Annotated in this window: 30 protein-coding genes and 1 pseudogene; 9 read left to right on the top strand and 22 right to left on the bottom strand. The window is 57.1% G+C overall.

Annotation, left to right across the window (positions count from 1 at the left end; genetic code table 11):
* A pseudogene (locus QC815_RS14615) lies at window positions 1-152 on the top strand (IS30 family transposase); the annotation flags it as partial.
* Here QC815_RS14615 and QC815_RS14610 read toward each other — a convergent pair.
* The 3 genes from QC815_RS14610 to QC815_RS14600 form a co-directional block, all read right to left on the bottom strand.
* The gene (locus QC815_RS14610; protein WP_310540595.1) at window positions 138-350 is read right to left on the bottom strand and encodes a DUF427 domain-containing protein; all 213 of its coding nucleotides are present in this window, start codon (window positions 348-350) and stop codon (window positions 138-140) included. The pseudogene QC815_RS14615 and the gene QC815_RS14610 overlap by 15 nt on opposite strands.
* Window positions 351-465: 115 nt before the next feature.
* Entirely contained in the window at window positions 466-801 is a 336-nt protein-coding gene (locus tag QC815_RS14605) for a zinc ribbon domain-containing protein YjdM (RefSeq protein ID WP_310540594.1), read from the bottom strand.
* A gap of 96 nt (window positions 802-897) precedes the next feature.
* Window positions 898-1,971 (bottom strand): DUF2235 domain-containing protein, encoded by a 1,074-nt coding sequence (locus QC815_RS14600; protein ID WP_310540591.1) that lies wholly within the window; start codon window positions 1,969-1,971, stop codon window positions 898-900.
* Between the two features lie 299 nt (window positions 1,972-2,270).
* On the opposite strand from QC815_RS14600, the gene QC815_RS14595 reads away from it, so the two are divergent.
* A complete protein-coding gene (locus QC815_RS14595; RefSeq protein WP_310540589.1) occupies window positions 2,271-3,986 on the top strand; it encodes an ATP-binding cassette domain-containing protein in 1,716 nt (571 codons plus the stop codon).
* A gap of 243 nt (window positions 3,987-4,229) precedes the next feature.
* On the opposite strand, the gene QC815_RS14590 is transcribed toward QC815_RS14595, so the two are convergent.
* The 4 genes from QC815_RS14590 to QC815_RS14575 all read right to left on the bottom strand — a co-directional run bounded on the left by QC815_RS14590 (window position 4,230) and on the right by QC815_RS14575 (window position 7,148).
* Window positions 4,230-5,006, bottom strand: coding sequence for a hypothetical protein (locus QC815_RS14590; protein WP_310540587.1), 777 nt, complete (start codon window positions 5,004-5,006; stop codon window positions 4,230-4,232).
* Window positions 5,007-5,094: 88 nt separating this feature from the next.
* Entirely contained in the window at window positions 5,095-5,514 is a 420-nt protein-coding gene (locus QC815_RS14585) for a hypothetical protein (RefSeq protein WP_310540586.1), read from the bottom strand.
* 194 nt (window positions 5,515-5,708) lie between these two features.
* Window positions 5,709-6,032 carry a DUF427 domain-containing protein gene (locus tag QC815_RS14580; RefSeq protein WP_310540583.1) on the bottom strand — a complete coding sequence of 108 codons (324 nt, stop codon included), beginning with the start codon at window positions 6,030-6,032 and terminating at the stop codon, window positions 5,709-5,711.
* Between the two features lie 219 nt (window positions 6,033-6,251).
* Entirely contained in the window at window positions 6,252-7,148 is an 897-nt protein-coding gene (locus QC815_RS14575; protein ID WP_310540581.1) for a DMT family transporter, read from the bottom strand.
* Between the two features lie 131 nt (window positions 7,149-7,279).
* Between QC815_RS14575 and QC815_RS14570 the strand changes: the two genes are divergently transcribed.
* A complete protein-coding gene (locus QC815_RS14570; protein WP_310540580.1) occupies window positions 7,280-8,221 on the top strand; it encodes a LysR family transcriptional regulator in 942 nt (313 codons plus the stop codon).
* A 119-nt stretch (window positions 8,222-8,340) separates the two neighbouring features.
* Window positions 8,341-9,321, top strand: coding sequence for an Rpn family recombination-promoting nuclease/putative transposase (locus tag QC815_RS14565; protein WP_310540578.1), 981 nt, complete (start codon window positions 8,341-8,343; stop codon window positions 9,319-9,321).
* Between the two features lie 11 nt (window positions 9,322-9,332).
* On the opposite strand, the gene mmuM is transcribed toward QC815_RS14565, so the two are convergent.
* The 5 genes from mmuM to QC815_RS14540 all read right to left on the bottom strand — a co-directional run bounded on the left by mmuM (window position 9,333) and on the right by QC815_RS14540 (window position 14,452).
* The gene (gene mmuM / locus QC815_RS14560) at window positions 9,333-10,292 is read right to left on the bottom strand and encodes a homocysteine S-methyltransferase (protein WP_310540576.1); all 960 of its coding nucleotides are present in this window, start codon (window positions 10,290-10,292) and stop codon (window positions 9,333-9,335) included.
* Window positions 10,289-11,731: an amino acid permease gene (locus QC815_RS14555; protein ID WP_310540573.1), complete on the bottom strand. Its 1,443-nt coding sequence runs from the start codon at window positions 11,729-11,731 to the stop codon at window positions 10,289-10,291. The genes mmuM and QC815_RS14555 overlap by 4 nt, the downstream gene beginning before the upstream one ends.
* A gap of 474 nt (window positions 11,732-12,205) precedes the next feature.
* On the bottom strand, window positions 12,206-12,535 hold the full coding sequence (locus QC815_RS14550) for a hypothetical protein (protein WP_310540572.1): 330 nt from the start codon (window positions 12,533-12,535) through the stop codon (window positions 12,206-12,208).
* A 142-nt stretch (window positions 12,536-12,677) separates the two neighbouring features.
* On the bottom strand, window positions 12,678-13,307 hold the full coding sequence (locus QC815_RS14545; protein WP_310540570.1) for an SDR family oxidoreductase: 630 nt from the start codon (window positions 13,305-13,307) through the stop codon (window positions 12,678-12,680).
* Window positions 13,304-14,452: a DUF3541 domain-containing protein gene (locus tag QC815_RS14540; protein ID WP_310540568.1), complete on the bottom strand. Its 1,149-nt coding sequence runs from the start codon at window positions 14,450-14,452 to the stop codon at window positions 13,304-13,306. Before QC815_RS14540 ends, QC815_RS14545 begins: the two co-directional genes overlap by 4 nt.
* 101 nt (window positions 14,453-14,553) lie before the next feature.
* Here QC815_RS14540 and QC815_RS14535 point away from each other — a divergent pair, with 101 nt between their 5' ends.
* Window positions 14,554-14,748: a hypothetical protein gene (locus tag QC815_RS14535; RefSeq protein WP_310540566.1), complete on the top strand. Its 195-nt coding sequence runs from the start codon at window positions 14,554-14,556 to the stop codon at window positions 14,746-14,748.
* Window positions 14,749-14,812: 64 nt separating this feature from the next.
* Here the strand turns inward: QC815_RS14535 and QC815_RS14530 are convergent, their stop codons facing one another.
* The 6 genes from QC815_RS14530 to trpB form a co-directional block, all read right to left on the bottom strand.
* Complete coding sequence (locus QC815_RS14530; protein ID WP_230447344.1) at window positions 14,813-15,103, bottom strand: type II toxin-antitoxin system RelE/ParE family toxin; 291 nt, start codon at window positions 15,101-15,103, stop codon at window positions 14,813-14,815.
* Complete coding sequence (locus QC815_RS14525; RefSeq protein ID WP_310540562.1) at window positions 15,100-15,324, bottom strand: addiction module protein; 225 nt, start codon at window positions 15,322-15,324, stop codon at window positions 15,100-15,102. The genes QC815_RS14530 and QC815_RS14525 overlap by 4 nt, the downstream gene beginning before the upstream one ends.
* A gap of 310 nt (window positions 15,325-15,634) precedes the next feature.
* Window positions 15,635-15,919 (bottom strand): type II toxin-antitoxin system RelE family toxin, encoded by a 285-nt coding sequence (locus QC815_RS14515; RefSeq protein WP_308321062.1) that lies wholly within the window; start codon window positions 15,917-15,919, stop codon window positions 15,635-15,637.
* The gene (locus QC815_RS14510) at window positions 15,909-16,160 is read right to left on the bottom strand and encodes a type II toxin-antitoxin system Phd/YefM family antitoxin (protein ID WP_230447341.1); all 252 of its coding nucleotides are present in this window, start codon (window positions 16,158-16,160) and stop codon (window positions 15,909-15,911) included. The genes QC815_RS14515 and QC815_RS14510 overlap by 11 nt, the downstream gene beginning before the upstream one ends.
* Window positions 16,161-16,261: 101 nt before the next feature.
* On the bottom strand, window positions 16,262-17,080 hold the full coding sequence (trpA, locus tag QC815_RS14505) for a tryptophan synthase subunit alpha (RefSeq protein ID WP_310540601.1): 819 nt from the start codon (window positions 17,078-17,080) through the stop codon (window positions 16,262-16,264).
* Between the two features lie 44 nt (window positions 17,081-17,124).
* Window positions 17,125-18,354: a tryptophan synthase subunit beta gene (trpB, locus tag QC815_RS14500; RefSeq protein WP_230447340.1), complete on the bottom strand. Its 1,230-nt coding sequence runs from the start codon at window positions 18,352-18,354 to the stop codon at window positions 17,125-17,127.
* Between the two features lie 104 nt (window positions 18,355-18,458).
* Here trpB and QC815_RS14495 point away from each other — a divergent pair, with 104 nt between their 5' ends.
* A complete protein-coding gene (locus tag QC815_RS14495; protein ID WP_310540556.1) occupies window positions 18,459-19,364 on the top strand; it encodes a LysR family transcriptional regulator in 906 nt (301 codons plus the stop codon).
* A 10-nt stretch (window positions 19,365-19,374) separates the two neighbouring features.
* Here the strand turns inward: QC815_RS14495 and brnA are convergent, their stop codons facing one another.
* Both brnA and QC815_RS14485 read right to left on the bottom strand, forming a co-directional pair.
* Window positions 19,375-19,629: a type II toxin-antitoxin system BrnA family antitoxin gene (brnA, locus tag QC815_RS14490; RefSeq protein WP_479694314.1), complete on the bottom strand. Its 255-nt coding sequence runs from the start codon at window positions 19,627-19,629 to the stop codon at window positions 19,375-19,377.
* A gap of 105 nt (window positions 19,630-19,734) precedes the next feature.
* On the bottom strand, window positions 19,735-20,625 hold the full coding sequence (locus tag QC815_RS14485; RefSeq protein ID WP_230447337.1) for a LysR family transcriptional regulator: 891 nt from the start codon (window positions 20,623-20,625) through the stop codon (window positions 19,735-19,737).
* A 114-nt stretch (window positions 20,626-20,739) separates the two neighbouring features.
* On the opposite strand from QC815_RS14485, the gene QC815_RS14480 reads away from it, so the two are divergent.
* Entirely contained in the window at window positions 20,740-21,723 is a 984-nt protein-coding gene (locus QC815_RS14480; protein WP_230447336.1) for an aldo/keto reductase, read from the top strand.
* A 25-nt stretch (window positions 21,724-21,748) separates the two neighbouring features.
* Here the strand turns inward: QC815_RS14480 and QC815_RS14475 are convergent, their stop codons facing one another.
* Window positions 21,749-22,375, bottom strand: a complete 627-nt coding sequence (locus tag QC815_RS14475; RefSeq protein WP_230447335.1) for an SDR family oxidoreductase — start codon at window positions 22,373-22,375, stop codon at window positions 21,749-21,751.
* 81 nt (window positions 22,376-22,456) lie between these two features.
* The gene (locus QC815_RS14470; protein WP_230447334.1) at window positions 22,457-24,094 is read right to left on the bottom strand and encodes a PQQ-dependent sugar dehydrogenase; all 1,638 of its coding nucleotides are present in this window, start codon (window positions 24,092-24,094) and stop codon (window positions 22,457-22,459) included.
* Window positions 24,095-24,407: 313 nt separating this feature from the next.
* Here QC815_RS14470 and QC815_RS14465 point away from each other — a divergent pair, with 313 nt between their 5' ends.
* Both QC815_RS14465 and QC815_RS14460 read left to right on the top strand, forming a co-directional pair.
* On the top strand, window positions 24,408-24,911 hold the full coding sequence (locus tag QC815_RS14465; RefSeq protein ID WP_230447333.1) for a DUF3015 family protein: 504 nt from the start codon (window positions 24,408-24,410) through the stop codon (window positions 24,909-24,911).
* 60 nt (window positions 24,912-24,971) lie between these two features.
* Window positions 24,972-26,831: an Lnb N-terminal periplasmic domain-containing protein gene (locus QC815_RS14460; protein WP_310540550.1), complete on the top strand. Its 1,860-nt coding sequence runs from the start codon at window positions 24,972-24,974 to the stop codon at window positions 26,829-26,831.
* The last annotated feature ends 2 nt before the right edge of the window (window positions 26,832-26,833 follow it).

The raw sequence follows: 26,833 nt of genomic DNA, 5'->3' as shown, positions 1-26,833 counted from the left end.
CGGATCTATCGGTCTATAGCCAGCAAGAACTAGATGAGATCGCGCTTGAGTTGAACATGCGCCCGCGAAAGCGCTTCGACTTCAAGTGCCCTATTGAGGTGATGAGCGAGGAGCTGGCGAAGTACCATGAGGTTCCGTCATCGACACATTGACGGTGTTGCACTTAGAGCCTGCATCCGCCGGGTAAGCAAATCCATCCGCACGTCTTCACGTGTGAAATAGTGCCGTGGCGGGTACCCGGTTTCGCGGAGTTCGAGGGCTTGGGTGGAGTCGGCAATCAGTTTGCCATCCACATGCACCTGCACGCGCTTGTTTACGGGATGTAGCTCGATGCGAGGGGCATGTGACATTAAGTTGTTCCCTGCGGCGATTTTCGCTCTAGTAAAATTAGCCTAGCAGTTAACTTATGTTAAACACACCCTCGCAGCTTAGCTTTTAGTCGGTAGCGGATGGTGGGGTGGGGATTCAGGCCTTCTTCACAAACTGGGCGGTGACCATCATGTCGCCGGCACCGTCGACCTTGCAGTCCAGCTGGTGGTCCTTGCCTTCCTTGAGCCGTTTGATCACGGCTTTTGTGCCAATCTTGAGCACGATAGAGCTGCTTTTCACTTTGAGGTCTTTCACCAGCGTGACTTTGTCGCCTTCTGCCAGCAGGGTGCCGTTGGCATCTTTGACGGTGACCGCGTCTTCAGCGGCGACCTCAGCGGGGTTCCATTCATGGGCGCATTCGGGGCAGATGAACAGGCTTTGGTCCTGGTAAACAAATTCAGACTGACAACGGGGGCAAGGCGGGCAAGACATGAGCAATGGCTTCTGTGGTTTGATTAGCGGCCTATGATACTGCGCCCTGGCGGCCTTGGCGAATGGAGTCACGCCAATCAAGGTTGCCTGGCCTACCTATTGCTCCGGTGGGGACAGGTGGGCATCGGTCAAGGTGCGTGGTCGGTAATCACAGGTTGTATCGGCCCAGCGCTTCCAGACGCTGTCATCGATTGAGATATTGACCGCCGGTTTGCCCTGCATTCCTTGGGAATATTGCCGGTAGAATCGGCCGTCTTCTGCGTTTCCGATGCGTTTGAATTTGCCGTAAATCCCCCACAGAAACTCGGCGAAAGAATCTCTTGGCGCGGCCTTCCAGGCATCCTCGGCAACGTCGAATGGATTCACTTTCAGGCCCGCCTTTTCCGCCTTGCCCAACATCCAGTTCAGCGGTATGTCCGGCAGTGTGTCGTCGGGGCCATACCCGCCGCCGACATTGGCGTGGGCGCCGATAAACCAGCGCTGCTCTACGTCGCGGTTGCCGGCTTTTGGCTTGCCGTCCTTGCTGGTCCAGAGCGAGACGTTGTAGGTCTCTCGGTGCTCGTCCAGCGCCACCGCTTGGTAAGCGTGGTCGACAATGCTGGAAAGCTCCGTATCGTGCCAATCGTATTGGCTTTTAAACAGGTTGGTGCCGGGCACGCCCAGCGCGCCTACGGTATCCCATATGCCGATGAAATGAATCCTCGGCTGGCGGCTGAAGCTTTTCTTGAACTCTTTGCAAACGTCACCGTCTGGGTGCAGCGCCTTGTCCCGATAAATGCTTTCGGCCTTATCGAGCAACCCTGGCGTGACCACATGCATTAACCCGCATTTTCGTATCAGCCCCACCAGGCTTCTGGCCGTATAGGCACCCCGGCTGAACCCGAATATCCAGATCTCATCGCCTTCTTTATAGCGCCTGGCAAGCCAGTCATAGCCTTTCAGTAAATGTTTGCTCAGCCCGACACCGAAGGCACCGCCGCTAATGCGCTGAAACCTGGAGGTACCCACACCGGGGTCGTAATAGAACCGTTGTTTAACACCACCATCGTAATCATGGATAAGCCGCGTAATACGATAAACATTCGTCTGGTCTTCAGGGTCGTTCCACGTTCCATCGAATAGCAGAATCAATTTTTGTTTTGTCATTGTGTTCCCCATGATGATGCGCACCCTTGGACAGTGCTCATTACCGCTGACGGAGAGATGGCGGATGCGCTATGCGTCTCTGGGCATAGCGCCACCGGCGGCCTCAGTATTATGTAACTAATTGTAGTCGAAAATGCTTTCCTCCACCTGTTTATAGCCAATTCGAAGTAGTGCCCGGCAAGCGGTTGCCTTTCCAGCTTTCTCTTCAGGCGAGCCAGTGCATGGGGACATTTTTCTTCCTAGTTATAGCGTAACGTCTCAGTATATATGCATAATCGCTTAACTAGATGGCTAAATCTTTTGAACCATTAAAGCGCCCTGCCATGAAAGATATCCCTCCTTCCTCCTTTGTGACGACCTATCGGCGCGGGCTTGAGCTGGTCCGCTCACGCTATCCGCGCTTTTTTGTCCACCTCATACTGGTACTGCTGCTCATGCTCAGCATAGCGGCGGTGGGAGCAGCGGTTCCCTATTTGCTAAGGCAGACGACCAACCTCTTAGTGGAGGAGTCGGGTGAAGCAGCCGTGGGCATGATCTATGTCTTCGCCACGGCCTATGCAGTCGGCTGGACATTGAGCAACATGATGGAGTGGGGAAAGAATCTTGCGAGTTCATACGTGATGGCCAGGTGCGATGCGGCCGTTTATTCGAGTGTTGTGCGGCGGCTTTTGCGTTTGCCTTACCAGGCGCAGCATCAACTTGATACGGGCGTTGTCATGGCGGATGTGAACCGTGCTATGAGCAGCTTTGGCCTGATCAATCACGCCATCTTCTGGACCATCACACCTGTCGTCATCCAGCTCTGCTTTGTCTTCGGCATTCTCTGGCAGGTGATCAACCTTACCTTCGCGGCCGCCTTCATACTGGCCATCGTTGTGCTCTTCGTATTGACCTACCGAATTGCCGATACCACAACCCGCATTCACAAGAATTTCTACCAGACACATACCCAGCTAAGTGAGTTTCTTGCGGAGCGTCTACGCGCCCTGTACGACATCAAGATCAACCTCGCGGCAGGGCATGAAGAGCGCACTCTCGACCGGCATCTGCGCACCTACGTTCACACCGTGTACGGTACCCACGCCAAGCTCAGCGGCCTGATGGGTGGCCAGGTACTAGCGGTGGGCCTGGTGTTGGGTGGGTTCACGCTCTATACCGTCAGCGAAACGCTACGCCAGCGCTATCAAGTCGGCGACTTCATTATGATCACGACCTATGTGGTGCAACTCACCTCCCCGTTCGTCATGATTGCGGCGGCGCTGATCGACCTCAAGAAGAACTACGTCGCCCTCGGTGACGGCCTTCGATACCTTGACCTGCCGACCGAGCCACAGCCCACAGGCAATATCGCCCTTGATCATCAGCAGCCTGTCTTCACGCTGCGTGACGTGACCCTACGCGCCGATGACGCCACTTCCGCCATGCCGCTCAGTGCAGAAATTCAGGCTGGCAAAATGTACGGGGTGCGTGGCCCATCCGGAAGCGGAAAATCCACGCTGTTGAGGACCCTTCTGGGGCTCCAGCCTCAGGCAACTGGCGAGATTCTCTTCCACGGTGTCAGTGTTAGCCAGCTTTCACCTGAGGACATCCTTGGCGAAGTGAGTGTGGTTCCCCAAGCGCCGCTGATTTTCAGCGGTAGCGTTCGCGAGAACCTATTGTACGCGCACCCTCATCCCGTGCCTGACCAGGAGCTGCTGGCACTTGTCGAACTCTTGGATCTAGAACGGATCGGCGGTGAAACTTCTGGTGAAAGCGTGCTGGATCGGGATGTCGGTGTACAGGGAAGGAACCTTTCCGGTGGGGAGCAGCAGCGCATCGCCATCGGCAGAGCGCTGCTGCGCGGCACACCCACCATGATCCTCGATGAGCCCACAGCGGCGCTAGATAGTGCGCGCGAGATTCAGCTCATGCAGGCGCTAAGGTCACGCGTTGAGACCCTGGTAGTAGTAAGCCACCGTGAGCAGGTGCTGGCGCTTGCCGATGAGTGCATAGATGTTGGGCCGAACAACTCGCCGATAATATCTGAGCGGGGGAGCTAAGCTTTATGACCAGAACGGATCAAGAAGGTGATGGCTCGATACCGTCGAGGCGGCGCTGATTCGAATCGGTACAAGCCCGAGACTCATTCAGCGGATGGTGACGTCGCTCATTATTTATTTCTCTACGCCTACATAATTGTCGTGATAGCACATTGTGAAGATCCATAACGCGCCGAGCGCACCGGTGGCCTTTACAGATCGGAGCGGCGTAAAGGACATCCGTGTGACGCGTATTATTAGCGCTCATTTATCGGCTTTGTTCATCCACTGGGTGAGAATATTATCAGCCCAGTGCTGACCATACCGAGAAGGCTTTGACTTGAGGTTGAATGCTTTCGCAGCGTGCTTCATTGCCTCATCCGCTCCTTTTGAGTCCCAGCCATTTTTTATACACCAAGCCCTAATGTTCTTCGGATCTTCGACTTCATTGTGGGCACGTAGAATTCGGAACGCATCTTTCACGGCTTCTTCATCACGCGGATTCAAGATGCGACTCCCTAGATTAATCCTGCCTGTAATTGATTCTAATGCAGCCTCGACAATAGGGTTATCTATCAGTACGGCACCAGTTTGTTGTTGTCCGGGCATGACTGGATTCCAAGTGCGAACCCACTCCTCAACTGCCTCTGGAATATGAGGAACACATATAACAATCTTGAAATTACCATTTGAATCAACGGAATCCATCATCCGCTGATCTGCATATACAGCAAGCACCGCGTCGGCTTTTGTATAATTCTTGAACGACCTTTCTGTCTCAAGACGTAACGAACACTGCCCAAACCGTACAGACTTGCCGCCACTAAGGGGCTTTGTTGCATTTTCACCTAACACAGCCGACAAGGTTGTATGCTGTAGATTCCCTTTTACGGGAATGAGTAGAACACACTCCCTAATATTTTTATCGTCGTTAGCAAGCTCGGCTAGAACCTGCAAGGCAGTCTTTATTGCGGCTCCATCAAATTCGTCGTCAAGAATAACAACTCTTTTCGGATCCATGGGTATATCTTCCTTTTTCATGCGCTAACGCCAGCCAGCATGCGCGGCTAAGAAATGGAGGCGAAGCCGCAATGTAGTAGGCGTCGCCGTGACTGGCCTGGTTAAATTTTTAGCCGTTTCCTGCCATTGTGATGCTTGCAGTGAGAATTCGGCTTACTAAACCAGACGCAGAACTCATTGCCCCTTTCTCTAGGGCTTGGCGTATTTGAGCGCCTAACGTTTCCGACGGTTTTTTCAGAGATTCTGGAACCTTGAGAGCCTCAAGCCCTTTAGGCGAAAGCACCACACCGGAGGCTTCGTGGTGGCACCATTTATTGAGCCAAATATATCCAGCTCTTTCTAGCCAGCTTACCGACTGTGCGTAGACTTCATATTTATCGAGGTATGAAACTCCATCGTCTGTTTCGTCATCCCAGAGCTCGATAGCCAAATCATTGAAGTGAAGATCAGTTGGCACGGGGAAGGTCCCATAAAGCTCACTGAATACAGATGCTACGCATCGATTGAAAAACTCAATATTATCGGTCATATATGATTTAACAGGTATTAGACTGCCCTTCTTATGATTGAGTGAACGTTTCTGCACGTTCATACGACAAATGCAGCCTACAAAATCTACGCTAAGTCATTGATAGGCATAATCACTAATTCCCATTAGGCTGTATATACAAAGTTCGCGCGCCTGCGGCATTTCCCTGAATTTCCGCTCAGGGTCTAGACTCCTCATTCGCTCTCTTCTCCAGCAAACGCCACCCTACCCGCTATCGTTTCCATGCCTTCAATCGGCTGCTCGTAGCTCCAGGCAATGTCTTGGTTGTCGCCCAGCGAGAAATACACCGTGTCGCCTTTAAATGGGCAATGGGTGGTCGTTTCTGAGGGGGTAAGCAAATCCATCCGCACGTCTTCGCGTGGAATGTAACGCCGTGGCGGGTAGCCGGTTTCGCGGAGCTCAAGGGCGTTGGTTGAGTCGGCAAGCAATGTGCCATCAACATGCACCTGCACGCGTTGGCTAACGGGGTGAAGCGTAATGCGGGGTGCCTGTGGCATTAGGTTGTTCCCTGCGGCTTTTTAGCTCTAGTAAAATTAGCCTAGCAGCAAAGTTCGTTGAATCCCATGCTCTTCCCATCACACTTTAGGCGCGAGCATGACCTGGATCATGTGGGTGTGATAACGGCTAAACGTTCGGGTTATCCCCATTCACGAACGAATACAGCTAAATATCAGACCGATACGTCCAGCCCTGATTGGCCCAGCGCGGACAAGCAATTAGCGTTTTTTAAGATTGCTTCCTGTTCTGCTTGCCTGAGTGGTCATGATCAGGCCGATTACGATCAGCGCTACCCCAATGAAATCCTCCACACGCAACGGCTCCCCTAGTATTAGATAAGCGAGTAGTACGCCGAAGAACGGATTAAGAAGGTGATAGCTCGACGCCGTGGAGGCGCCGCTAAGTCGAATCAGCACAAGCCAGAGGCTCATGCCGCCGATGGTGACGACAAGTACCAGATGTGTCATCGCTACTATGGAAGCGGTAGAAGGCACGGTAAGCGGCTGCCCAAACGCCATTGCCATGGGGAGAAGTGCGATAGCGCCAGCAATGGATTGCCAGAAATTGGCCTGTAAGATGGGAAGGCCTGCGCCTTGGCCTCGAAAGAAAACAGTGCCACTGGCAAAGGCGAGCATGCCACCGGTTGCCATCAGTATGCCCCATACATCCACCGGCATGCCGCTAGCAACGCCAGAGATAACCACTACCCCCACTAGGCCCAGCGCGGCGCCGAGCAGCTTCATTGGGGAAAGCGGTTCTACGCCCCACCATGCGGATAGCAAGCTGGTGGCCAGCGGTGCGCAGCTGACAATCACAATAACGACCTGGGGGCGAACCGTCTGCAAGGCGGCAAAGCTCAGCCCCAGGTAAAGGGCGTTGTTAAGAACGCCGAGCAGCAATCCGCGCCGGATAGCGATGCGATCCCCATGGGTTGTCCACCGGAAGCCGCCGCAGCTAAGGCAAAGGGGCAGCATCAGTATCGCACTCAACAAGAACCGGAGTGTAAGCAGCGTAAAGGGATCAAAATCCGTCAGCGCAATGGCGCCGGCGATAAATGCCGAACTCCAAACGATACTGAAAATGACCACCAAACCGGTTAACGCGAAATGGTTCATGTCTCCCCCCAGAAGCTCCCGCTGGCTTTTCATCACTACGTAATAGAGGGTGCATGGGAGTTAGGTGCAGTGGAAATTAATTATTAACCCACCATAATTAGATAAATTAATGTTTAGCATGGAGATAAAGCGTGTTTGATTGCCAACCCTCCCCCTTGGGCGATAGGCGGGTCACCCTGGAGCACCTGCGCGCTTTTGTGCTGTTAGCCGAAGGCAATGGTTTTCAGCAGGCAGGGCTTCAGCTATTCCGCAGCCAGTCGGCGGTCACCCAAAGCCTGAAACGGCTGGAGGAAATACTGGGCTGCAAGTTACTGGAACGTCGCCAAGGCCATATCCTGGGCTTGACGTCAGAGGGTGAGCGTTTTCTACCCGCTGCCAATGAAATACTCGCCCGTACCTCAGAGGCAGTGAGCGCTATGCAGCAACCGGAGATTTCAGGTCGCCTGCTGATTGGCGTTCCTGATGATTTCAAGGTGGTGGATCTGCATGGGGCTATTTCCCGCTGCGCCGAGCTAAACCGCAATCTGCGCCTGGAAGTCGTCTCTGCTCTCTCCTCGCAACTGCTCCACCAGCTCGATCACAGCGGCCTTGATCTCGCTATTTTTAAGTGTGTAGGTGACTTCACCCCAAGCGACCAGCGCTGGCAGTGTCATCGGCTGCGCCGAGAGCCTCTCCATTGGGTGGCCGCCCAACGGCATGATTTTAACGGCATGTCTGATATACCGCTTGTTATCTTTCCTGATGGCTGTTGCTACAGACGCGCAGCGCTGGCTACCTTGGATCAGCACCAGAAACACGGCTATAGCGCCTATACCAGCGCCTCCTATGACAATATTCGTGCTGCTGTTTCGGCAGGTCTCGGCATTGGTGTACTTCCCGCCAGTGCGCTGGCTGAAGACCACATCATTCTTGGCAACAAAGAAGGGTTTCCGGAGCTGCCGATGGTGGAACTCGTGATGGTTCAGGCATCACAAAAGCGTGCCACCCAACAGTTGGCCGACTTCCTTACGCTTTCGTCGTCGATGAAATCACAATATGTTAGCACTCCCCTAGCCGATGCTACCTCGCCCTGATACGGGTATCGGTTGACGCCAACCCTGCAATAGTTGCTTGTCTGTACACCGCTATTTATTCTTAGAAATGCTGTTTTTTTGCGGTGCTATCCCGCTATCACATTGAACAAGGAGCGCGCATGGTAGACACCTTCCACCATCACCATGATACTGGCTACAAGGAACTGTTTAGCTACCCAGAGTTTGTGCAGCAGTTGATTGAAGGCTTTGCGCCTAGAGAGATTGCTAAGCTGATGGATTTCTCCACGCTGAGAAGCCACAGCGGCAACTACATTACGCCGCTGTTTGAGGAGAAGATTGAGGATGTGGTGTGGTCGGTTGAAGTGACCTGGGAAGGCGTCACCCAGCGAGTGTTTCTCTACATACTGCTGGAGTTTCAGTCCTCGGTGGATCGCACCATGCCCATCCGGTTGCTGCACTACGCCGCCTGTTTCTATAGCGAACTACTCAAGCAGAAGGTCATCACGCCCGGCCAAGGCTTGCCACCCGTGTTTCCGGTGGTGTTGTATAACGGCTCGGAGCGCTGGACGGCTCCGCTGGACATCTTCGAGATGATCACCCCGGAACCGCCCGACTTTCTAAAGATTTATCAGCCCCATCTACGCTATTACCTAGTCGATGAAGGGCGCTATACTAATCAACAGCTAGGCTTGGTTCAGACACCGCTCAGTGGTGTGTTCAGCGTCGAAAATGCAGGAGAGAGCTGGGAAACCCTGCAGCGAGCCGTTGATCGTATTGTGGCCATCATACAAGCTGACCCGAACAAAGAACGCATTGATAAGGTCATCACGCGCTGGATCAAGCGTCACCTGCAACGGCTTGGAGCAGAGGTGAATCTGGAGCAGCTCAACAGTTTGGTGGAGGATAAAGACATGTTGGCAGAAAATTTAGAAAATCTGGTGCAAAAAGAGCGCCAACAAGGACGTCAGGAAGGACGGCAGGAAGGACGGCAGGAAGCTGAGCAGCGTGCTTTGGAAAGCAAACGCAACGCGGCCCGCAAACTTATCGCTCGCACCGAAATGGATGATCAAATGATCGCGGATATCGAAGAACTGCCCGTCGAAGAGGTGGAAAGGTTACGGGCAGAGACTCAGCATTAAGGTCTACTAAACTAGCGCGACCGCCGCCACTCAGCCAGCGCCTTAATATCCTCCGGCGTCGTCCGGCAGCATCCGCCAATACCTGATGCACCTGCTGCCAACCAGTGTTCAATCCCTTGTGCCAACCCGGAAAGATCGCCAGCGTTATGATCGCAGTTGGCTGGGTGCCAGGTTTTGGTCACCGCATCGTACACTTCCCCGGAGTTTGGATACACCAACACCGGCAGATCGCACTCACGGCGCATTTCCTCAATCAGCGATTCGATATGGGTCAACGCTGTGCAGTTCACACCGATGGCCGCTACACCTGGGCAGTTGGCCAGGGCTCTCGCACACTCCTCGATCGGCGTGCCATCGCTGATATGTTGGCCATCCTTCGCCGAGAAAGTGATCCAGGCCTGCACGCCTGGGTGCTCAGCCAGCAAATCGGTGATCGCCAGCGCTTCTTCCAATGAAGGCAGGGTTTCAGCGGCCAGTAAATCCGCCCCCGCCGCCAGCAAGAGTTCAAAACGCTCACGGTGAAATTCAACCAATCCAGCGCGATCCAGGTCATAGCCGCCTCGGTATTCACTGCCGTCCGCCAGATACGCGCCATAAGGGCCGACGGATGCGGCTACCAGTGGTTTGGGTCGGTCGGTCTGGCCGGGCTGCCAGACCGCATCCCGCGCTTGCTGCGCCAGCGTAACCGATAACTGAATCAACGCCCGCGCCTCTTCTGCCGTCATCCCTGCCTGCATAAAACCGGGGACCGTGGCCTGATAGCTGGCGGTAATCGCACAGTCGGCCCCGGCTTCGAAGTAAGCCTGATGCACCTGACGAATTTTCTCCGGGGCCTGCGCCAGTAAGCGCGCCGACCAGAGGGCGTCATTGAGGTCGCAGCCGAGCGCTTCCAGTTCGGTGGCCAGAGCGCCGTCGATGACCATAAAGGGCATGTCGGCCAACAGGGCTTTAATGGGATTCAACTCCTTCATACCGGCTTTTCCTCGACGGGGTTGTCCACATACGCGGGACGATCAGCGCTCGCACGGTAGCGCACAAAGTGCACCAGGTAGCACAGACCAATAAAAGGCACACCGAAATAGAGCGCCACACGTTGATGCGGGTCGAAGGCAATGCCAATGCACGCGGCAAGGCAGGCTGCAAACGCAAGAATCGGCACCCAGGGATAGAACGGCGTGCGATAGACCAAATCCTTCAGTTGCCCGCCTTCACGCAGGTAGTGGCGCCGGAAGTTGAACTGGCTGAGCGCAATCGCCATCCAGACCACCACCACGGCCAGGCCGGAAATCGAAACCAGCACCAGATAGACGGTTTCCGGGGCATACACGCTGGAGAACAGCGCGCCCAGGCCGCCGACCATGCTGAGTAACAGGGCATTCATCGGAATGCCACGCTTGTTGAGGCGGCCAAGCGACTTGGGCAAGGTGCCCTGGTCAGCGAGCGTCCACAGCATGCGCGACGAGGCATAAAGCCCGGAATTGGCCGCCGACAGCAGCGCGGTAATGATCACGAAATTCATGATATCCGCCGCCCCCGGCACGCCGAGGCGTTGGAATACGCCCACAAAGGGACTCTCGCTAAGCCCGGCCTGATCCTGCGGTAACAGCGCCGCAATCACCACAATGGTGCCGACAAAAAACAGGATCAACCGCCACAGGGTGGCGCGGATCGCCTTGGGCACATTTCGCCCCGGGTTTGCCGTTTCACCGGCGGCAATCCCAATCAATTCGGTGCCTGAAAACGCAAACATCACTGCCAGTAAGGCGGTACCAATGGCCAGCAGGTTGGGCGGCATGGCGCCCTCTCCCCATAGGGCCGATAGCCCCGGCGAGGCGACCTCAGCACCAGCGGCATCATGCAGCGGCACCCAGCCAATAATCGCCACGGCGCCCACCAGCACAAACACCACCACCGCAATCACTTTGATCAGGGAAAGCCAGAACTCAGACTCGGCAAAGAAACGCGAGGTAAACGCATTAACGCCAAAGACAATCGCTGCAAACAAGCCGCTCCAGTACCAGCCGGGGATGTCGGGAAACCAGCGCCCCATAAAGACCGCCGCCGCGGTAAATTCTGAGCCTAACGCCACCGTCCAGGTGAGCCAGTACATCCAGGCCACCATATAGCCGGTGCCGGGGCCGATATAGCGGCTGGCATGGGCGCTGAAGGCACCTGAATTCGGCATATGCACCGCCAGCTCGCCCAGGCACATCATCACCAGCCAGGCAACAATGCCACCTACCAGATAGGCCAACACCGCCCCGATAGGCCCGGCCTGTTGCACGGTATAACCGGAACTCAAAAACAACCCGGTGCCAATCACGCCCCCCAAAGAGAGCATCACCAAATGGCGCGTCTGCATACTGCGCTTGAAGTGCGCCCCCTCTTGATTACTTACTGGCTCACTCATAGTGACATCCCTATCGTTGGCCTAATGCGGCAGCGGGCACCCAGGGCCCGGCTCAGAAAGGGGCATCATTTTAGGGCATGCTTAACTTTCAAAAAAGATATAGTAGCGGTATTTAATATTCTTATTTTGAATAAACAAGCGTACCATGAGTGATAAGCGCCAAACGCGTCAACGTCGAGGGAGGGAACGTCGTCTGACTTCATGCTTGGCGTTTGGTCGCACCATGGAGATTTGACTGATCGGGCAGTCATCGGACAGGGCTGCGACTCGGGGAGGTCATTGCCATGAGACATGTGGCATTGGCACCGCCACGGTTAAACGTTCTAAACCTCAGTATTGATAAACGAGTAAAGCTGAATATCGGATCGACACGCCCAGCCCTGAGTGACCCAGAAGTATTTGCCGGCTTCGTGGTCGTTGAGGGTCATCGTGCGGTAGTGCGTCAAAGATGGGCTCACTGTGTAGTTGTGCGTGTTAGTCCTCACCCTGCCCGAAGCCAATGCCCAGGCGGATCGCCTGGAGGCCGTCGAACTCGACGCTCACCTCGTCGGAAAAGACAGGGTGGCCTTGCACTGCGATATCTAGCGCGGCCTCGGCACCCCGGTACGCGACGGTCATGGTGATGTTCGCGGAGGTGCTGATGGGCGCCAGCAAACCATATTCGACGTTATCCACGCTGATGGAGGAAAGCCCGAGGTCATCCAGCTGCGCTTGCGCTTCCTGCTTCACGGCCACGCCGTAATAAACGTAGAGCCCGGCATAGCCCAGCGCGAGCACAACTAACAGTGATAATAGCTTTTTCATCGCGTTTCTCGAGTTGTCAGAACTTGGAGGGTGGCTTCCTACCTAAAGCAGACCATAACGTAACGCCGCCGCCCTTGTATCGCGAAAGCGACTCAGGGCGGCGGCGTGTCGGTTATTAGGCGGGCAATGCCTGCGGCGATGGTTACTTGATGATATCGCCTATCGGCCGTTTGCCGTCCAGCAGCAGGAATTCCTGATTGGTGATGCTGACGTTTTGCACGGTGTGCAGCAGCGCGTGGGCGACGTTGGCGCGGGAGACCTGGTTATCGCCCGCTTCTTCCAGGGAGTCCGCAAACTGCTGGCTGGCGGGTTCGTCCGTCAGGCGGCCGGGTTTGAGAATGGCGTAGGGCACGCCGCTGGTGCGCAGGTGGACATCGGCGGCGAACTTCGCGGCCATGTAGGGGCGAAGCTTTTCCGGCGCTTGCATGGGATCTTCGGCGCGCATGGCGCTGATCATCACGTAGCGCGAAAGGCCCTGCTCGCTTGCGATATCCGCCGCGCGAATGGCCCCGTAAAGGTCGATCAGCAGGGTTTTGTCCGGCCCGGTGTGGGGGCCTGAACCGGCGGTGAACACCACCTGGTCGCAGCCTTCAAAGGCGTGGGTGAAGTCGCCTTCTAGGTCGGCAATCACGGTGTCGATGCCGCGTTCCTTGAACCACGGCACCTGCTCATCGCTGCGCAGCATCGCCTTGATGGGCGTGCCCGCCTGCTGAGCCAGCTCGCAGAACTGTTTGCCAATCTGTCCGTTCGCGCCAATCACTAGCGTGGTCATAGCACCTCCTTATGGTGAACTAATACCCCATCAGTGTAGGCGGATTGGCATAATTCAACCGTGGGCATCCAGCACGGGGCAATTCCCACCCATCCGGCTGAGCGCCCGCCAAGCGCGTCTGAAAGGTCGGGGCCGGGATGCAGGCGGCCCGGCCAGCGTAACACCATGATCGCCAGAACGTTGCGGTGTTCACCACCCGCCAGGCTCACTTCCCCTGAGGGTGATGGGATGATGCCGCTTGCCGGGTCTACCGCCGCCATCAGGGCCTCGCGCACCCGGCCCACCAGTGGGTGGTCTTCACGGCTGGTGAGCAGGAAGGCCAACGCCACCTCGGCTTGGATGTCGGCCGTGGCCCGAGCCAGGATGTCGGCCGCCTCCCGCTCCAGCGCTTCCAGCACCCAAGCGTGCACTTCCGGGTCCACATCCCGCTGGTAGTAGCGGCTGTCAGCGATGACGAAGTGGGTCAGGCCATAGAGCCAGTTACGGTACTCGGCGTCGTCGAGCTCGGCGACTCGCTCGGGCGGGTAGTGGCGCCGGAAGGCTGCCTCCACCTCCCGGCGCAGGTCCATCACGCCGAGCTGGTGAAGGAAGTACGCATAGTTGGCCACCTGAGCAGCATAGACCTCGATCACCGAGGGGTCGGTCAGGAAGGCCGCCCAGTCGACCTCTGCCTGGTAGTCCAGCGCCCGTTGGTGGTCCTCAATGGCTGGCAGCAGGTCGTGGTACTCGGCCTGGACAAGCCGGAACAGCAGAGACCGGGCGAAGGCGATTTCTCCCCACTCCCCCAGCATGGCACGTCGAGCGCGCTGCTTGGCCGTGCGCTGGGAGTAGTCGGCAACGATCGCCCGGCTGCGGGTAGCCGCGTACCCAGGCTCAGCCAGGCCGGCGATGTCTTCCTCGAGTCGCACCATTAGACGCTCGCCGTAGGCACGATTGAGGGGCCGCCAGCGCTGCTCGCCCGTCAGGCGGTAGAGCCGCTGGGCAAAGTGGCGCTGCTTGTCCTCGGACAGCGTCGGCAGCGCCTGTTCGTAGACTTCCTGGATGGCCAGACCGGCGTCGCGCTGGGCGTCACGTTCCGCTTGCGGCTCGATGGAGGCGCAGCCGGCCAGCAACAGCACGATCATTAGTGAAAAGAGCTTTCCCATGACGGTCCCTCGGTGGTGTTCACTAACGATAGGCCATCGTCGCGACCCTGCCCATAGCCACCCTTCAGTTTCCGGCGGCGGGCATTCAGGGCGTCAGCCTGGTGATCTGGGCGCTGGGGCTGTCCGCCATGGCGGCGGGCGCCCCCGGCAGCTATGTGGTCATCGGTAGCCTGGTGGGTGAGCGTATTAAAAGCACGCGGGTCGTGAAGGGCTTCAACTGGCTGATGGCGGGGCTATTGGTCGCCGTGGCGATATCGATTGGTGCCGAACATGTGTGGAGGCCACTTGTGTCCTGAGCTGATGTCTATGCGTAAAGCTTCCAGGCCATCGGATTTATGCGCCCGAAATTGGAAACCTAACCTATAGCCGGTTCTTCCAGTAATTTGGCTCTCGATGTAAATGCATGACAGCAAGTACAAAAACATCGTCATTCTCAAGAGCATAAAGCACACCGTAAGGGAAACGGCGTACCAATGAACGGCGGATATCCCCCTCCAGTAATGTCCATACTTCTGGATGTCTGTGCGCACGTTCGATGGCTGAGTATACCTCAAGCGCAAAGTCCCATCCCAAGCCTGGTTCAATGTCTTCGTAATACTCTGTACTTTCAGCTAGTTCTGCTTCCGCTTCAGGGTGAAAGCGAACACTCATCTCTCAAGCCTTGCCCGAAGGTTAGCGAATACTTGCTCACTTGAAACCGTAGCCACTTTACCCGCCCGTATATCGTCTAAGCGGCTGCGGGCAACGTTGACCCATTGCTTGTCGATATCAGCCTCAGGGGAGTTGAGGCTACGCAGCAACACATCGACGACTCTTGCACGCTCTTCAACGGGTAATGATTCTGCTTCGCTGACAAGCTCTTGGATGTTCATAGTCTCACCTCATGAATGGCTCAGACTGAAGGTATCTCAACTATTATCTTTCCGCCAGTTCGCTCACCAGGCCATGTACCCGCTCGACGGCGTCGTCGGACGTAGTGGCGTGTTCGATGCAGTCGACCAGTGCCGAGCCCAACAGCACCCTGGGCGTCATGTACACCCCTGGGCCTGTGAATCTCTCGGCCTGAAATGGCGGGACTACTGGTCGCCGTGGCAATATCGATTGGTGTTGAGATTGGTGTTGAGCATGTAGGGGGTGCCTCTCGCTGGTTAACGCTTAAACCCAGGTCGAGTTTGGTCTACATTACATACGACGTTTAAGTGACGCATAGACCTTGCCTTTATCACGTTTGCCAACGGCAATGACATAAACGAACAGCTCGTCGTCAACGACTTCATAGACCAGGCGATAGCCAGCGCTGCGAAGCTTGATTTTGTAGCACGCATCAAAGCCGCTTAATTTATCAGCGGCTACTTTGGGTGATTCCAGCCTTTCCGCAAGCTTCTTTTTAAACTGGCTTTTGACTGGCCCGCCAAGCTTTTCCCATTCTTTAAGCGCTGCTGGCAGAAAGCGAAGCTTATAGGTCATCTAACGTGACCGTCACTGCCTTATCTTTATCAGCTCGGCGTTCATCCACCAATTTGGCCAGCTCATAGTCTTCCAGCATTTCCATCATGGCTTCATAGGTTTCGGCGGGGATTAGATAGGCGGCTGGCTTGTTATGGTTCAGCACGGCAATAGGAGAGCCGCTAACCTTGGCAAGCAGCGAAGATGGATTTTTCTTTAGCTCAGAGATGCTTACAGAAAAATCTGCTAATACTTGGTGCATGTCGCCCTCCTGGGAACCCTATAAAAAGAACTTAATATAGGGTTGATATTAGCTCTTTTTTTATTCATTCGCTAGGTAAAGCCACAATCATTGGCAGTGCCTTACCTCCGGCACTCCCTGACGCTTTCCGCCAGCTCACTCACCAGGCCATGTACCCGCTCCACAGCTTCATCAGGCGTCGTGGCGTGTTCGATGCAATCAACCAGTGCCGAGCCCACCACCACGGCATCGCTATAGCGGCCAATGGTTGCCGCCTGCTCGGCGGTGCGGATGCCGAAGCCGACGGCGATGGGCAGTTCGGTATCTTCCCGCAGGCGTGAAACTGAGGCTTCCAGCCGTTCCGGTGTGGGGGCACTACCGCCGGTGACGCCCGCCACGGAGACGTAGTAGATAAACCCGGAGGCGTTCGCCAGCACTTTCGGCAGGCGTTTGGCATCGGTGGTCGGGGTGGCGAGACGGATAAAGTCGATGCCGTGCCGAAACGCGGGCTGGCAAAGTTCTTCGTCGTGTTCGGGTGGCAGGTCCACGACGATCAGGCCGTCTACCCCGGCACGGGCGGCATCGGTCAAGAAGCGCTCAACGCCGTAGCGGTAAATGGGATTGTAGTAACCCATGAGCACAATCGGCGTGGTGCTGTCCTGTTCGCGGAAGGTGCGCACCATGTCCAGCGTTTTGGCCTGGGTCTGGCCGTTGTTCAGGGCGCGCTGGGCCGCCTTTTGAATGGCGGGACCATCGGCCATTGGGTCGCTGAACGGCATGCCCAGCTCGATGATATCCACCCCGGAGGCGGGCAGCCCGTGCAGCAGGCGACGCGAGGTGTCGGCATCCGGGTCGCCGGCGGTCAGGTAGCTGATCAGTGCCGGGCGGTTTTGCTGCTTGAGTGTACTGAAGCAGTGGTCAAGACGTGTTGGGTTGCGCATGGTCTGACTCACGGTAGCGTTCATCGCGTTTTCCTGGATCGCGCTCATACGTTTTTCACTCCGAATTTATCGCCAAGGTGATGGGCGACGCTGGTCATGTCCTTGTCGCCACGGCCGCTCAGGTTGATCACCATCAAGTGCTCGCGGGGAAGCTGGGGTGCACGTTTGGCGACTTCTGCCAACGCATGGGCGGTTTCCAGGGCGGGAATAATGCCTTCCTTGCGGCAGCAGATCTGGAACGCCTCTAGCGCCTCGTCATCGGTGGCCGAGACGTACTCGACCCGCTTCTGCTCGTGTAACCAGGCGTGCTCGGGCCCGATACCGGGGTAGTCCAGCCCGGCGGAAATCGAGTGAGCGTCGGTAATCTGGCCGTCTTCGTCTTGCAGCAGGTAGGTGCGGTTGCCGTGCAGAACCCCCGGGGTGCCGCCGTTCAGGCTGGCAGCGTGCAGGCCGCTTTTGACGCCCTTGCCGCCCGCTTCCACTCCGACCATGTGAACGTCCGGGTCATCCAGGAACGGATAAAACAGCCCAAGGGCGTTCGAGCCGCCGCCCACGCAGGCAACGAGTGAATCCGGCAGGCGGCCTTCCTTTTCCAGCATCTGGGCCCGGGTTTCATGGCCGATGACGGCCTGGAAGTCGCGCACCATGGCGGGGTACGGGTGCGGCCCGGCCACGGTGCCAATGATGTAGAAGGTGTCGTCCACATTGGTGACCCAGTCGCGCAGCGCTTCGTTCATGGCGTCCTTGAGCGTGCCGGTGCCGGAGGTGACGGGGACGATTTCCGCGCCCAGCAGCTTCATGCGGAAGACGTTAGTCTGCTGGCGTTCGATGTCCGTCGTGCCCATGTAGATGACGCAGGGCAAACCAAAACGCGCCGCCACGGTGGCAGTGGCGACGCCGTGCATCCCTGCGCCGGTTTCGGCGATGATGCGCTTCTTGCCCATCTGCTTGGCCAGCAGTACCTGGCCGATGCAGTTGTTGATCTTGTGCGCGCCGGTGTGGTTGAGCTCTTCGCGCTTGAGATAAATGCTCGCTCCGCCAAAGTGCTCGGTCAGCCGTTCGGCGAAATAGAGCGGGCTGGGCCGCCCCACGTAGTCGCCCTGAAAGTAGGCTAACTGACGCTGAAATTCGGGATCGTTTTTGGCGGTGGTGTATTCGTCTTGCAGCTCCAGAATCAGCGGCATCAGGGTTTCGGCGACAAAGCGGCCGCCAAAGCTGCCAAACAGGCCGTTGGCATCGGGCAGGCGCTGGGATATGTCTACAGGTTGATTCATCACGACCTCTGAATGCGTGTTGAGTATGTGATGACGTTAAGGCAAGCGCGTGAAGATAAAAATCGATAAGATGTCATCAACATGTGAGCTGGAGTCACACATCAATGCACAATAGCCTGCCACCGCTTAGCGCCTTGCGCGCTTTTGAAGCCACTGCCCGGCTGGGCAGCGTGACCGCCGCTGCCGAAGAGCTAAGCGTTACCCATGGCGCTGTCAGCCGCCAATTAAGAAGCCTGGATGACCATTTTGGCGTGGCACTGTTTACCAAAGCGGGCCGCGGCATTGTGCTGACGCCCCACGGCGAGAAGCTGCAAAGCGGCTTGAGTGACGCCTTTGCTCAGTTGCGCAATAGTTGCGCCGCGCTCAAACGTGATGTTGAGGAAGCACCCTTCACCCTCGCCTGCCCCGGCAGCCTGCTGGCCCGCTGGTTGATTCCCAGGCTAGACCGCCTTCACCGTGATCTGCCTGACCTCAAACTGAAAGTGGTGGTGAGTGACACCGAGCAGCCCGGCCAACAGACGGACACCAGCGCAACCCTGGCGTTTTCCGAGCCGCCCTGGCCCGCAGAGGTGGAGGTCGTCGAGCTTATCCCGGAGCAGATATGCGCGGTGGCGAGCCCGCAACTGGCCGCGCAGTGCGACCCCGCCAACCCGGCAACGCTATTCGATAACACGCTGCTATACACCGCCTCGCGCCCTCAGGCATGGCCGCATTGGGCCAACGCCCAAGGGCTTGAACAGGCACAACTTGAAGGAGCACTAAGTAAAGGCCAGGGGTTTGAGCACCTTTACTACCTGATGGAAGCGGCCGTGGCGGGGTTGGGCGTGGCGATTGCCCCCACGCTATTGGTGGAAGACGACCTGAAGAGCGGGCGGCTAGTCGCGCCTTGGGGCAGCATCGAGACACCCGCCCGGCTCTGCCTGTGGCTGCCCAGCCAAACCGACTTATTCACCCACCCTCACCGAAGCGAGCCGCTGGCGGAATGGCTTAAGGGGGAGCTTGGGAGATAAATGCGAAGGGTTAGTGAGGCTGCGTGTTATCCGGAAGCTTGTGACTCGCTTCGGCTTTCAACCTTTCAACCAGCCAAACTTTGATAATAGATTGACGCGTAACGCCTATACGAGCGGCCTCACGATCCAGGGACTCAACCACCCAAGCGGGGAAGTCGACATTGATACGCTTCGGATCTTGATTAACACGGTGTGCAGTGGATAAATCAAGATCGTCAACGATGTCTTCGCTATCCTGGTCAAATTTTTGGTCAAAGTTGCTCATGAGTATAAATTATTCCCTTTCTACTCAACCCGCAAGATAGCCCAACACTTCCATACTGCTCAACAAGCGTACCGAGACAGCTTTATGCCGCCTTTTTACCTCTACTCACCCACGCAAGCGCTCACGGTTGCTGGCTACTAGTTCAGCAAGAAAATCCGCTACGGCCCGGATACGGGCTGATTGAGTGAGATCCGTCTGGATGACGAGATAGATGGGCTGATCCACGCCGATATCGGACTCGAGGCAGACGAGGTCAGCCTCCAGCGCCAGAAAGTGCGGCAGTACCGCGACCCCCAGCCCCGCTTTGGCCGCCGCTAGCTGGGTCGCCAATGATGTGGTGGTCAGCGCCGGTTCGCGACCTCGTAACATCCGCTCAACCCACTGGGCGGCGGGCAAATGCGCGTGCGTGTCGCCCCAGGTGATAAAGGCATCCGTGTCGTAATCGCCCGCATCATGATGAGCCTTGCGCTGCGCTGCATAGCTGGGGCTCGCGTAAAGCCCGAAACCCAGCATACCCAAGCGTCGAAGGGTGACGTTGCCCCGCTCTGGCTTAACCATTCTAAGTGCCAAGTCGGCGTCGCGGCGGTGCAGGTTGACGGTGGTGATATCGGTCACCAGTTCAAGCGTGATGCCAGGGTACTGCGCATGAAATTGCGGCAATGCGGGCAGAATCAGCGCCGTGGCCAGGTTTTCAGCGGTCGCCAAACGCACTCTGCCGCTTAGTTGCGCAGTATTGGAAACCCCGCTGGAAAAGGCGGCCGCCGCCGCCTCCAAGGCTTCGGCTTTCTCGATTAGCCCCGCTCCCTCCTCGGTAAGCTGATAGCCAGATTGCTGGCGTACAAACAGCGGCAGCTTTAAAGCGTTTTCCATCCGTTCGATACGCCGGGAGAGCGTGGCGATGCCCAGGTTCAGCTCGGCGGCGGCACCACTCAGCGTGCCGTGGCGCGCCACTGCCAGAAAGGTGCGTGTGTCGTCCCATACCCAACCACGCGGCATGTGTTTTTCATGATCGGAAATTTGTTTATCGAATTCGTTAATTTTTTTTCATCAACGGATAGTGCCACGCTGCTACGGCACCACTCAAGAACGCGTCACTTCTGGAGGAACATCATGCAACAACGAACGCTAGGCAGCGATCTAACCGTTTCCGCTATCGGCTTAGGCTGCATGGGGATGAGCGAGTTTTACGGCCCTCGGGACGACAGCGAGTCGCTGCGGGTATTAGCGCGGGCGTTAGAACTAGGTATCGACTTTTTCGACACGGCGGATATGTACGGGCCGCATCATAACGAGGCGTTGATTGGCCGCTTTCTCGCCAGTCACAAGCCTAAGGTCCGTATCGCCACCAAGTTTGGCATTGTGCGCAACCCTGGAGAATATCAACGTAGCCTGAACAGCAGCGCCGCGTATGCACGCAACGCTTGCGAAGCATCGCTGCGACGGCTGGGCATCGAGCAAATCGATCTCTACTACGTCCATCGTGTTAACCCGGACACACCCATTGAAGAGACAATGGAAGGACTCGCCCAGCTGGTCAAAGAGGGAAAAATTGCCCACATTGGCCTCTGCGAAGTCAGCGCTGACACCCTGCGCCGTGCCCACGCTGTACACCCGGTGACAGCGGTGCAAACCGAGTACTCGCTCTGGACGCGAGACGTTGAACAAGCCGTATTGCCCACCTGCCAGGAACTCGGCATCGGCTTTGTGCCCTACTCGCCGCTGGGCCGTGGCTTTTTAACGGGAAAACTTCAGGAAAATACCGACTTCGGCGAAGGTGATTTTCGTCCTAACCTGCCGCGCTTCTCTGAACAGGCCATGCATGCCAACCGCCGAATCGCCGACGTCATCGGTGAAATGGCGAACCATAAAGGCTCCACCCCGGCGCAGCTGTCGCTGGCCTGGCTGCTATCCAAAGGCGATAACATTGTGCCGATTCCGGGCACCAAGCGTCTTCGCTACCTTGAAGAGAATACGGCAGCAACGTCCATCACCCTGTCCGCCGACGAGCAGCAACGGCTTGAAGCGGCCACCGAGCGCCTTCCGGTAACCGGTGAGCGCTATACGCCGGAAGGCATGAAGGGGGTTAACGCCTGAACGGCTGGTGGCTCATTGAGAACGTCTACTTGATAATTTCGTCGATCGACCGCTTGCCGTCCAGCAACGCGAACTCCTTGTTGATAACACTGCTTTGCAGCGCGTAGTGCAACGCATGCGCGACATTGGCGCGGGAGATTTGATTGTCGCCGGCCTCGTCGATTGAGCTTGCGAAATGCTGGCTGGCGGCGTCATCCGTCAAACGTCCGGGTTTAAGAATCACGTAGGGTACGCCGCTGTTGCGCAGATGGGCATCGGCGGCGAATTTTGCGGCCATGTAGGGGCGCAACTTCTCGGGCGCTTCCATGGGGTTTTCGGCCCGTATCGCGCTGATCATCAGGTAGCGGGAAATACCTTTCTGCTTGGCGATATCGGCAGCACGAATGGCCCCGTAAAGATCGATCAACAGGGTCTTGTCCGGCCCGGTGTGCGGTCCTGAACCGGCGGTGAAGACCACTTGGTCACAGCCTTCAAACGCATGCTCAAAGTCGTCTTCCAGGTCGGCAATGACGGTATCGATACCTCTGTCATTGAACCACGGCACCTGCTCTTCGCTGCGAATCATCGCCTTGATGGGCGTGCCCGCTTTTTGGGCCAGCTCGCAGAACTGTTTGCCAATCTGTCCGTTCGCGCCAATCACTAACGCCGTCATAACGTCTCCTTGTGAGTTGCCTATATAGGCTAGGTGCTGGCAAAAAAGACGACATTCAACCCAAGGGCGGCAAGAGAATCGTTAATTGCTTATAGCAGATGAATGAGTTGGCATCACCCGCAGCAACCTGCCTTCCGGGCTGTCGGTGAGCAGGTAGATCGCGCCTTCCGGCCCCTGGCGAACGTCGCGGATGCGTTCCCCCAGCTCGCCGAACAGCCCTTCTACGTCTTCGGCAATTGAAGCGTCTTCGGATAACCGCACGCGGCGCACTTCTTTATTGACCAGTGCGCCGACCAGCAAGTCGCCCTGCCATTCGGGAAACAGATCACCGCTGTAGAGCGCCATGCCGGAGGGCGCAATCGAGGGTGTCCATTCGAGTGCAGGCGGTTCGGTCCCCGGGTAGTCTTCGAACGGCGTTACCCGTGAACCGGTGTAATCCAGCCCGCCGGTGGCGATCGGCCAGCCGTAGTTAGCGCCCGCTTCGATAACGTTCAACTCATCGCCGCCGCGAGGGCCATGTTCGTGGGCGATCAGCCGGTTATTGTCGGCGTCGAAGACTAGCCCCTGAACGTTGCGGTGGCCGTAGCTGTAGATTGCCGGCCGGGCGTCATCGCGGTTCACGAAGGGGTTGTCATCCGGCACGCTGCCGTCGGGGTTCAGGCGCACAAGGCTGCCGATGTGGCTTTCCAGCTGTTGCGCCTGTTCGCGGTAGTCAAAGCCATCGCCCAGGGTGAGGACCAATGTGCCGTCCGGCAGCCAGGCCAAACGCCCGCCGAAGTGGGCAGCGCCCTGTTTGGCGGGCTGAGCGCGAAAGATTTCGCTGACGTCTTCCAGGCCGTTATCCTCCAACGTACCTTTCGCCAGGCAGGTGTGATTGGCAAGTTCATTACCGCAGGCGTAGCTGAGGTAAAGCTGCCGGTCGTCTTCAAACCTGGGCGACAGCCGCACGTCAAACAGCCCCGCCTGGCCCGAGGCAAACACCTCGGGCACGCCGCCTAGCGATGCCTCGAGCGTGTCACCTTCGGCACTCAACAGCCGTAGCCGCCCAAGACGTTCGGTGACCAGCATGCGCCCATCCGGCAGAAAGGCCAGCGACCAGGGATGCGCCAGCCCCTCGGCCAAGGTCTCGATTTGATAGGCGCCTTCAGCCTGGCTCTCCTCGACTTCCTGAGCCTCGGCTTGCTGGCCGACGCCCAGCGCGGCAGCCAGACTGCCTACCCCCCAGACAATCGCCATGCCGGAGAACCCCCGCGGGCGCTTGGCATTGGCCATGCGTTTTCGCAGCCACGCAAACAACCAGCCCGCCACGCCCGCCGTTGCCAGCATGGCGACAAACCCGACGACGCCGCGTGTGGCGGCAATCAAGGTCGGTGGCGGCGCCAGCGTATTGACCAGCCATAGCGTCGCCCACAGCCCGACGGCCGCACCGCCTGTGCATAACAGCGCCAAACACCGGCCACCCAGCCAGCCTGAGAGCAGCACCGCCACGGCTTGCGATACCACAAAGCCCACCGCGAACAGCACCGCATACAGCGGCGCAAAGCTGGTCAGGTCGTGCAGGGTCGTGGCAATGCGCTGCCCTGGCGATATCTCGACGCCCAGCGCCTGAAGCGCGGCCAGATTGAACTGGGTCTGCACGACGCTACCCAACACCACGCCCACCAGCAGCGCGATGATAAAGTAGATCCCGGTAAGTGCCCAGCGGGGTTGGTGGGTCATTGGCAGTCTCTTTTGGCAGGCAGATTTTGTGGGAGCAGGCGCTCCAGTATTGCGCCGACAGGGCGGCGCGTTCAAATCACATTTCTTAACGCAGCGGTTTCAAGGCAGGACAGGAGGTGACACCACTGCATTGTTTGTAAGCCATATCCTACATAGCTGTCGGTTTTGGCTTACAAAAAAAGCATGGCAAGACTGGTAACATTAAGCAGAATTTACAAACTGTTCGCCTCTAGTCTACTGACGAATCTTGAGGCTTGTCGGTACCTCTCGATATAAAAACTCAAACCGACAACATTAATTATTAGGGATTACCATGCTGAAACGTTCTTTGACGGCTGCTGTTGCACTGCTGGGCGCCACCACTGTACTTACCTTGAGCACCACCGCGTTCGCCAACGATCATCAGGGCGATATCAATCCGTGGCAACATTGCGGTATCGGTGCCGCTATTTTTGACAACAACACCACAGCGGCTGCTCTCTCGAATGTCATTTGGGACTCAGGCACCACCGCCGTCACATCTGCCACCATCTCTCCCGAGACCTGCGAAAGCGAAGAAGTCAAAGTCGCTCAGTTTATCGATGAAACCTACGACCAGCTGGCCATGGAAGCGGCCATGGGCGAAGGTGAGCACCTGACGGCTGCCCTTGGACTCGTTGGCTGTGATGCCAGCAACTCAGCAAGCATTTCCCAGCTGCGCAACGACCTGAGCACCGTCAGCGCTGACGCTAGCTACTCTTCCATGAGCCATGAAGACAAGGCTTACCGTTTCTACAACAGCCTGAATCAAGCGGCTGCGAACTGTTCAGCCAGCTAATGCCTCATGTGGGCTGGCCCTCTGCCAGCCCACTCCGCTTCCCTAAAGGATACTTCGCGCATGCGGCGGCTTTGGCTGACGACCCTGTTGCTTTGCTCACTGTCTAGCACCCTGTTACACGCAGAAGAAACGACCCTTTCGCAACACCCCCAATGGCGTTCGCTGCTGCATTTCGACCGCCAGACGCCTTTTTCTCCGCCGCGCAGCGCCGTGATCGATGATGCCTTTTTCCTCTCTGAAAATGGCCGCTACGACCCTCGTGCCGAACTGGAGGCAACGCTTGCCGCCTTGCGCGCGCCTTCCCGCGCGCCGGGAACACATGCCCGCTGCCAATTTCCTGCGCGGGCCATGTGGCTCTCAGAAAAAACAGGTGAGCAGTGGCCAGGTGCTGACTGCCCTGAATTCAACGAATGGCAATCAACGCATCAGGGCGCCGGTCTGGGCCTGATGTTTGCGACGGGCTATCTCGGCAATCCCGCCTCGTTTTTTGGTCACATCATGCTTCACTCGGCTTCCGGACAAAGCGTTGGCGCGTCGTCGAATCCCCAACACCTGCTGGATACCAGCCTGAACTTCGGCGCGGATGTGCCAAGCGATGACAGCATGCTGACCTACATGGCCAAGGGCCTTTTTGGCGGCTACAACGCGACATTTTCCAATGCGTCCTTCTATCGCAATGCCACGCTTTATTCCGAACGGGAAATGCGTGATTTATGGCATTACCAGTTACGCCTGACGGATCAGGAAGCGTCGCTTTTAACAGCGCACCTTTTTGAAATTGTAGGTCAAGATTACGAGTATCTGTTTTTATCCCAGAACTGCGCGTCACGCATTGCCCGCACACTTGAGCTGGTTATCGATGAGGATCTGACGCCGGGTATTTCTCCATGGGTGGCCCCTGAAGACCTGTTAAGAACCTTGAGTCGCGCAGAACATCACGGCCAGCCTTTGCTCGCCGACACGCGCCACATCCCATCGCGACGGCTCACGACCCAACGCCAGTTCACGGCACTAAGCGCGCGTCAACAAGAGGCAGCGAATGCCGTATGGCCCGAGGAAGATAACCTGCAGATGCTGGCGGCCGACTTTACCCAGCTGCCTGCTGCTCAACGAAGCGACGTTCTGGATACGCTGCTCAGCCACGCCTCTTTTCTGCGCCAAACCGGCGATACCGAGCAGCTACCGGAAATCGAGCGGCAACTGCTGCAGGCGCGATTGCGCCTCCCCAAAGGGGATACGCAGACGAACCACCCCAAACCACCTGCCATACATGAAGTGACGCCACCTGCCTTGGTGAATGTCAGCGGTGTCCATAACAGTCACTCGGGCAATGCGTTTCGCCTTAGATTTCGACCACTTCAGTACGATCTACTGGATACCAATCGGGCGCGCATGCCCCATTCGGCGGTTGAAATTGCCAACGTCGAAATCAACGCCGACGAACAAGGCGTATCATTACAGCGTTTCGACCTTTTTAACATTACCAACCTGCACACCAACGCCATTACATTGCCTACCCTGCCACAAACCGCCTGGCAGATATCGGCGGGGATCCAGCGGAACCGCTTGAGCTGCCGACGCTGCTTCGATGGCGTGGCCGATGTGCTGGGGGGGAAGTCATGGTCGCTAGGTTCTCACCTGCCGTACGTCCTGGCGGGTGCCCAGCTGCGCACCCAACGGCATTACGAAGGGGTCGCGGTACCCATGCTGAAGGCGGGCATGGTCAGTAGCTGGTCGCCACGCCAGCGCACCCATTTGCAGCTGACCCATCGACGAAACGTTGGTTACGACGACCGCCAGCGGACGGCGTGGCAACTACAGCATCGGGTGGCACTATCCACCGCGTGGGATATCCGGTTTGAACTGCAGCGAGACCAATCGGCTACCGAGGCGAGCCTTGGGTTTTCCCGTTACTTCTAGCG

Source organism: Vreelandella gomseomensis (assembly GCF_031451645.1).
In the GTDB taxonomy this organism is placed as follows: domain Bacteria; phylum Pseudomonadota; class Gammaproteobacteria; order Pseudomonadales; family Halomonadaceae; genus Vreelandella; species Vreelandella gomseomensis.
Note: the sequence above shows the minus strand (reverse complement) of the source record. Positions and strands in the feature narration are given on the sequence as shown.

Bases quoted from the DNA above. Each gene is read 5' to 3' on its own strand.
- QC815_RS14565 (WP_310540578.1), top strand. From the start codon at position 8,341: ATGGTAGACACCTTCCACCATCACCATGATACTGGCTACAAGGAACTG.
- QC815_RS14605 (WP_310540594.1), bottom strand. From the start codon at position 801: ATGTCTTGCCCGCCTTGCCCCCGTTGTCAGTCTGAATTTGTTTACCAG.
- QC815_RS14515 (WP_308321062.1), bottom strand. From the start codon at position 15,919: ATGACCTATAAGCTTCGCTTTCTGCCAGCAGCGCTTAAAGAATGGGAA.
- QC815_RS14495 (WP_310540556.1), top strand. From the start codon at position 18,459: ATGCACAATAGCCTGCCACCGCTTAGCGCCTTGCGCGCTTTTGAAGCC.
- QC815_RS14530 (WP_230447344.1), bottom strand. From the start codon at position 15,103: ATGAGTGTTCGCTTTCACCCTGAAGCGGAAGCAGAACTAGCTGAAAGT.
- QC815_RS14580 (WP_310540583.1), bottom strand. From the start codon at position 6,032: ATGCCACAGGCACCCCGCATTACGCTTCACCCCGTTAGCCAACGCGTG.
- trpB (WP_230447340.1), bottom strand. From the start codon at position 18,354: ATGAATCAACCTGTAGACATATCCCAGCGCCTGCCCGATGCCAACGGC.
- trpA (WP_310540601.1), bottom strand. From the start codon at position 17,080: ATGCGCAACCCAACACGTCTTGACCACTGCTTCAGTACACTCAAGCAG.
- brnA (WP_479694314.1), bottom strand. From the start codon at position 19,629: ATGAGCAACTTTGACCAAAAATTTGACCAGGATAGCGAAGACATCGTT.
- QC815_RS14470 (WP_230447334.1), bottom strand. From the start codon at position 24,094: ATGACCCACCAACCCCGCTGGGCACTTACCGGGATCTACTTTATCATC.
- QC815_RS14575 (WP_310540581.1), bottom strand. From the start codon at position 7,148: ATGAACCATTTCGCGTTAACCGGTTTGGTGGTCATTTTCAGTATCGTT.
- QC815_RS14460 (WP_310540550.1), top strand. From the start codon at position 24,972: ATGCGGCGGCTTTGGCTGACGACCCTGTTGCTTTGCTCACTGTCTAGC.
- QC815_RS14555 (WP_310540573.1), bottom strand. From the start codon at position 11,731: ATGAGTGAGCCAGTAAGTAATCAAGAGGGGGCGCACTTCAAGCGCAGT.
- QC815_RS14485 (WP_230447337.1), bottom strand. From the start codon at position 20,625: ATGCCGCGTGGTTGGGTATGGGACGACACACGCACCTTTCTGGCAGTG.
- QC815_RS14550 (WP_310540572.1), bottom strand. From the start codon at position 12,535: ATGAAAAAGCTATTATCACTGTTAGTTGTGCTCGCGCTGGGCTATGCC.
- QC815_RS14595 (WP_310540589.1), top strand. From the start codon at position 2,271: ATGAAAGATATCCCTCCTTCCTCCTTTGTGACGACCTATCGGCGCGGG.
- QC815_RS14475 (WP_230447335.1), bottom strand. From the start codon at position 22,375: ATGACGGCGTTAGTGATTGGCGCGAACGGACAGATTGGCAAACAGTTC.
- QC815_RS14585 (WP_310540586.1), bottom strand. From the start codon at position 5,514: ATGACCGATAATATTGAGTTTTTCAATCGATGCGTAGCATCTGTATTC.
- QC815_RS14540 (WP_310540568.1), bottom strand. From the start codon at position 14,452: ATGGGAAAGCTCTTTTCACTAATGATCGTGCTGTTGCTGGCCGGCTGC.
- QC815_RS14510 (WP_230447341.1), bottom strand. From the start codon at position 16,160: ATGCACCAAGTATTAGCAGATTTTTCTGTAAGCATCTCTGAGCTAAAG.
- QC815_RS14610 (WP_310540595.1), bottom strand. From the start codon at position 350: ATGTCACATGCCCCTCGCATCGAGCTACATCCCGTAAACAAGCGCGTG.
- QC815_RS14590 (WP_310540587.1), bottom strand. From the start codon at position 5,006: ATGAAAAAGGAAGATATACCCATGGATCCGAAAAGAGTTGTTATTCTT.
- QC815_RS14545 (WP_310540570.1), bottom strand. From the start codon at position 13,307: ATGACCACGCTAGTGATTGGCGCGAACGGACAGATTGGCAAACAGTTC.
- QC815_RS14480 (WP_230447336.1), top strand. From the start codon at position 20,740: ATGCAACAACGAACGCTAGGCAGCGATCTAACCGTTTCCGCTATCGGC.
- mmuM (WP_310540576.1), bottom strand. From the start codon at position 10,292: ATGAAGGAGTTGAATCCCATTAAAGCCCTGTTGGCCGACATGCCCTTT.
- QC815_RS14525 (WP_310540562.1), bottom strand. From the start codon at position 15,324: ATGAACATCCAAGAGCTTGTCAGCGAAGCAGAATCATTACCCGTTGAA.
- QC815_RS14465 (WP_230447333.1), top strand. From the start codon at position 24,408: ATGCTGAAACGTTCTTTGACGGCTGCTGTTGCACTGCTGGGCGCCACC.